4 protein-coding genes and 2 pseudogenes are annotated in these 4,482 nt (G+C 70.5%); 2 read left to right on the top strand and 4 right to left on the bottom strand.

Annotated elements, in window-relative coordinates; genetic code table 11:
- Positions 1 to 324: pseudogene (locus A5655_RS01655) on the top strand (hypothetical protein); the annotation flags it as partial.
- A gap of 4 nt (positions 325 to 328) precedes the next feature.
- On the opposite strand, the gene A5655_RS01660 reads toward A5655_RS01655, so the two are convergent.
- The 3 genes from A5655_RS01660 to A5655_RS01670 all read right to left on the bottom strand — a co-directional run bounded on the left by A5655_RS01660 (position 329) and on the right by A5655_RS01670 (position 3,558).
- Complete coding sequence (locus tag A5655_RS01660; protein ID WP_067004883.1) at positions 329 to 1,315, bottom strand: VWA domain-containing protein; 987 nt, start codon at positions 1,313 to 1,315, stop codon at positions 329 to 331.
- Positions 1,316 to 1,381: 66 nt separating this feature from the next.
- Positions 1,382 to 2,671, bottom strand: coding sequence for a primosomal protein (locus A5655_RS01665; protein ID WP_067004885.1), 1,290 nt, complete (start codon positions 2,669 to 2,671; stop codon positions 1,382 to 1,384).
- A 44-nt stretch (positions 2,672 to 2,715) separates the two neighbouring features.
- Positions 2,716 to 3,558, bottom strand: a complete 843-nt coding sequence (locus tag A5655_RS01670; RefSeq protein ID WP_067004889.1) for an alkaline phosphatase family protein — start codon at positions 3,556 to 3,558, stop codon at positions 2,716 to 2,718.
- A gap of 105 nt (positions 3,559 to 3,663) precedes the next feature.
- Between A5655_RS01670 and upp the strand changes: the two genes are divergently transcribed.
- The gene (gene upp, locus A5655_RS01675; RefSeq protein WP_067004887.1) at positions 3,664 to 4,287 is read left to right on the top strand and encodes a uracil phosphoribosyltransferase; all 624 of its coding nucleotides are present in this window, start codon (positions 3,664 to 3,666) and stop codon (positions 4,285 to 4,287) included.
- A 1-nt stretch (position 4,288) separates the two neighbouring features.
- On the opposite strand, the pseudogene A5655_RS01680 reads toward upp, so the two are convergent.
- Positions 4,289 to 4,482: pseudogene (locus A5655_RS01680) on the bottom strand (phospho-sugar mutase); the annotation flags it as partial.

Genomic DNA, 4,482 nt, shown 5'->3' on the forward strand with positions numbered 1-4,482 from the left:
GCGCGCCTGGCCAAGGACCAGGGCGTGCCCATCGCGACCATCTCGTTCGGCACCAAGGGCGGGGAGATCGAGATGGACGGGCAGCGCGTCGCCGTGCCCGTGTCCACGGACCAGATGCGCAAGATCGCTCAGCTCTCGGGCGGGCAGTCCTACACCGCCACCAACATCAGCGAGCTGAACAAGAGCTACAACGCCATCGAGAACGACATCGGGTTCCGCACGGTGCCCGGCCCGGGCAGCGCCGGCTGGCTGCGCCTGGGCGTCGTCGTCGCGCTCATCGCCGCGGCGCTGGGTCTGCTGATCAACCGGCGCCTGCCGACCTGACCGATCAGGCGGGCAGCCGCCGGTTCAGGAACTCGCCGGCCAGCACGGCGCCGGCCAGCAGCACCGCGCCGAGCAGCATCCAGGCCAGGCTGGCGTCGCCCTTGACGGTCTGATAGCCGATCTGGCGCTGCAGCGTCGAATAGACGCTCTCGAGCGATTCCAGGCTGTCCGCGTGGAACGCCTGGCCGTCGGTGATCTTGGTGATCTCCTGCAGCGTCTGGTCGTCGACGGGGACCGGGATGGTGGCGCCCTCGTACTCGACGGTGCCGTAGGGCGTGCCGAAGGAGATCGTCGAGATCTGCACCTCCTCGGCCTTGGCGGCCCGCGCGGCGGTGAACGCCCCCTGCGGGGCGTTGGGGTCCAGCGGCACGTTTTCGGCGCCGTCGGATTCCAGGACGATCCGCGCCGGTGGCGGCCCTTCGCCGCCGCCCAGCACCGAGCCGACCGTGGCGATCGCCTGCAGCGCGGTGAAGATGCCTTCGCCCGTCGCCGTCCCGTCGGCGAACTCGAGCTTCTTCAGCGCCTCCAGGGTCGCCTCGTGCTGCGGGGTGGGGGGCACCAGCAGGTAGGGCGTCCCCGCGAAGCCGACCAGCCCGAGGTTGATGCCTGGGGTCAGCTGGCTGGCGAACTGGCCGGCCGCCTGCTCGGCCGCCTTGAGCCGGTTGGGTTCGACATCGGTCGCGCGCATCGAGTTCGACATGTCGATGATCAGCACGACGCAGGCGCGATTGCGGGGGATGCGCATGTCGTGCGTGGGGGTGGCCAGGGCGATGGTCAACAGGAACAGGGACAGCAGCGACACCGCGATGGGCACATGGCGCCACCACGACTGGGGCACCTCGGCCTCGGTGTACCGGCGCAGCCGCTGGCGGCGCCGGGCCTGCACCACGACATAGACGGCGAGCAGCGCCAGCGGGATCACACCGAACAGCAGCATGCCCGGGCGCTGGAATCCGTACAGGGGCAACGGGCCGATGCCGGGAAGCGACACCTGCGCCAGTAAAGAGCAGTCTGGGTGGCCCGTCAAACGCGGCGCCGAGCGGGCCCCGTCCCTGGCCTACTCCCGCCTGAGCCGGCCGTCGACGAATTGCTCGAGCTTCTCCCATTCGCGCACGGCGGCGGCGTACGGCGGCGTGGGCTTGGCAACCGTGTCCGGCTCGAGCACGTGGCCCACCAGCTTGCCCAGCGGCCGGCCGGTGTCCAGCGCCTTGTCGACGGTGCTCTCCTCGGAGTAGTCGCCGATGTCGCGGAGCAGCTCGACGGCCAGGTCGAGCTGGTCGCGGTCCACGGCGTCGGGCCCGTCGGCGAAGTCGTCGGCCAGCCCGCTCAGCACGTAGATGTTCTCGTCGGTGATGTCCACCGCCAGCGAGCCGTCCGTCGCGGCCGTGCGGATGTCGTCGTAGGTGCTCAGGTCGGCCAGGTCGTGGTCGTGCTCGTCGGCGAGGTAACGGGCCAGCGCCCGCTCCGAGGTGAACACGCTGATCCGGCCGTTGCGGCCCAGGAAGATCGGGCGATCGTCCAGGTAGCAGCGCAGGGTGTAGAACGTGCCGGAGCTGGTGATGATCCGGATCGGGTCGATGCCGACCTGGACCCAGAAGTCCTCGGCGCCGCCCAGCACGACGGTGTCGCCCGCCGCGCGGGCATCCTCCTCGGGCTCGGCCTCTTCGTCGTCTTCGTCGGCCTCCTCCTCGTCGGTGTCCTCGACGGCTTCTTCTTCGGCCTCCGCCTCTTCTTCCTCGGGCTCTTCGCGCTCCTCGGCCAGCTCCTCGGCGGCCTTTTCCGACGCCTTCTCGTCGACCTCGGGGGCGCTGATGATCTCCTCGATCGAGGACAGCACGTCGTCCCAGCTGCGGCCGATCACCTCGGCGATCGCGTTCCAGCGCTTCTGGCCCGCCTTGCCGGTGAAGGTGTCGATGCCGCCGGCCACCGTGCCCAGGGTGGGGTTGCCGTTGAAGAACTTCGACACCGCCGCCAACTCGCACACCGATCCGATCGACGACACGATCGCCAGCGCCCCGGCCAGCGCGCTCACCGACTCCTCGGTCGGCTTCTCCGACACCAGTTCCTCGACCACGACCAGATCGAACCGCCGGTCCTCGCCGGGCTCGAAGTCGTGCGCGTGCGCCGACGTCAGGTCCTGCCAGCCCGGGTGGTCCGCCAGGTCGTTGTCGGCGCCCGAGCGCACGAACGCGACCAGGTCGGCGACCGATTCGAACGCGTACAGGTCCTCGTCCTTGCCCAGGAACGCCTCCCACTCGTCGCCGGCGTCGCGCCAGCGGGGCGCCCACACCGTGTAGCGGTCACCGGCGGACAGGCTCAGGCGGATCGGCACGAGGTCAGCAGCCATGCGGCACACAATAGCGACGGGCCGATGAGGAGCGGGCCAGCGGGCTAGGCGCCCCAGATGGTCGCGATCGGCGCGGCTCCGGCCGCGTAGCCGATCTTGGGCAGCCCGTACATCTGCTCCAGCGTCGAAAGCACGCTGTAGTGGTTGATCTGCTCGTTGTAGTTGCCGGCCCGCACGTGCCCGCCGTAGATCACCGTCGGGATCTGGTTGCGCGGGCCGCCGTCGTCCTCGTCCCACGTGAGGATCAGCAGGCTGTTGTTGGCCACCGCCCAGTTGGCATAGCCCGACAGCTCGCGGCTCAGCCAGGCGTCGCCCTGCGCGATCGAGCCATCGTGCATGTTGTCGTCGTTGTTGGGGATGACGAACGACACGGTCGGCAGGTTGGCGTAGTTGCCCATCGGGAAGGCCGAGAACGGCAGCGAGTTCGCGGGCGGCACGTTGGTGAAGTTGGCCCACGGCACGTGCTTTCGCGCGTACTTGCCGGCGCTGCACACCGTCGAACCGGGCGCGGGCAGGCCCTCGGCGTAACCGACGAAGGTGTAACCGGCGGCCAGCAGTTCGGAGGCCAGGTTGGGGGTGGCGCCGCCGTCGACGGGGCACGAGTCCTTGGTCACCCCGAGGGTGCTGCCGGCGAACAGCGCCAAATAGTTGGGCTCGCTGGGATGCGTCTCGGCGAACGACTGCACCATGTTCGCGCCGCCCGCGGCCAGCGCGTTGATGAACGGCGCCGACCGGTTGCCGATGATGTTGGTCGCCGAGCGGTTCTCTTCCACCACGATCACCACGTGCGCGGGCTGCGGCAGCGCGGCCGCCGCCAGGGCCACCCGGGGCGCCGACGGGATGATCGCCAGCGCCGCCAGCGCGACCGCGCCGGCCAGGCTTCTGATTGTGCGCAGCACGCGGGGAGTATATGGGCGGATTCGCCCGCGGCGGGGCGGCCGCGCGAGCGTGTCGGCGTTGCTAGTCGCAATCGTTATATAGGGTCAAATCCCGTGGACGTGCGCGTCATTGATCACCCGCTGGCCCTGTCGCGGCTGACGGCGTTGCGCGACGAACGCACCGACAACGCCGACTTCCGTGCCGGCCTGCGCGAGCTGACCGCGATGCTGGTTTACGAGGCCACGCGCGACGCCGCCCGCGAAACCTTCCCGATTCGCACGCCGCTGGCCGAGACGCTCGGGGTGCGGCTGGCCCACCCGCCCCTGCTGGTGCCGGTGCTGCGCGCGGGGCTGGGCATGCTCGAGCGCGCCCTCGAGCTGCTTCCGGAGGCGCGGGTGGGCTTCGTCGGGGTGGCCCGCGACGAGGAAACCCACTGCGCGACGGGGTATCTCGAGTCGCTGCCCGACGACCTGTCCGGCGTGCCGGTGATCGTCCTCGATCCAATGTTGGCCACCGGCGGGTCGCTGTGCCACACGATCGGCCTGCTGCACGGGCGCGGCGCGTCGGGCATCACCGTGCTGTGCGCGGTGGCCGCGCCGGAAGGCATTGCGGCACTTGGGAAGGCGGCCCCGGACGCGCGGCTCTTCACCGTCGCCGTCGACGACCGCCTCAACGAGATCGCCTACATCGTGCCGGGCCTCGGCGACGCCGGCGACCGCCAATTCGGGCCGCGCTAGCTCACCAGGCCCGCACCTCGGAGACCAGCGCGTCGCGCAGCGCCCGGGCGCGCTCCCGGGCGGACGGCAGGTCGCCGGCCGGCGCGCAGCGAATCTCCAAGTAGCACTTCAGCTTCGGTTCGGTGCCCGACGGCCGCACCACCACCCGTGCCGACGTCTGTTCGTCGCCGCCGGTGAGGATCAGCGCGTCGCCGA

Source organism: Mycobacterium sp. 1081908.1 (genome assembly GCF_001673535.1).
GTDB lineage: Bacteria > Actinomycetota > Actinomycetes > Mycobacteriales > Mycobacteriaceae > Mycobacterium.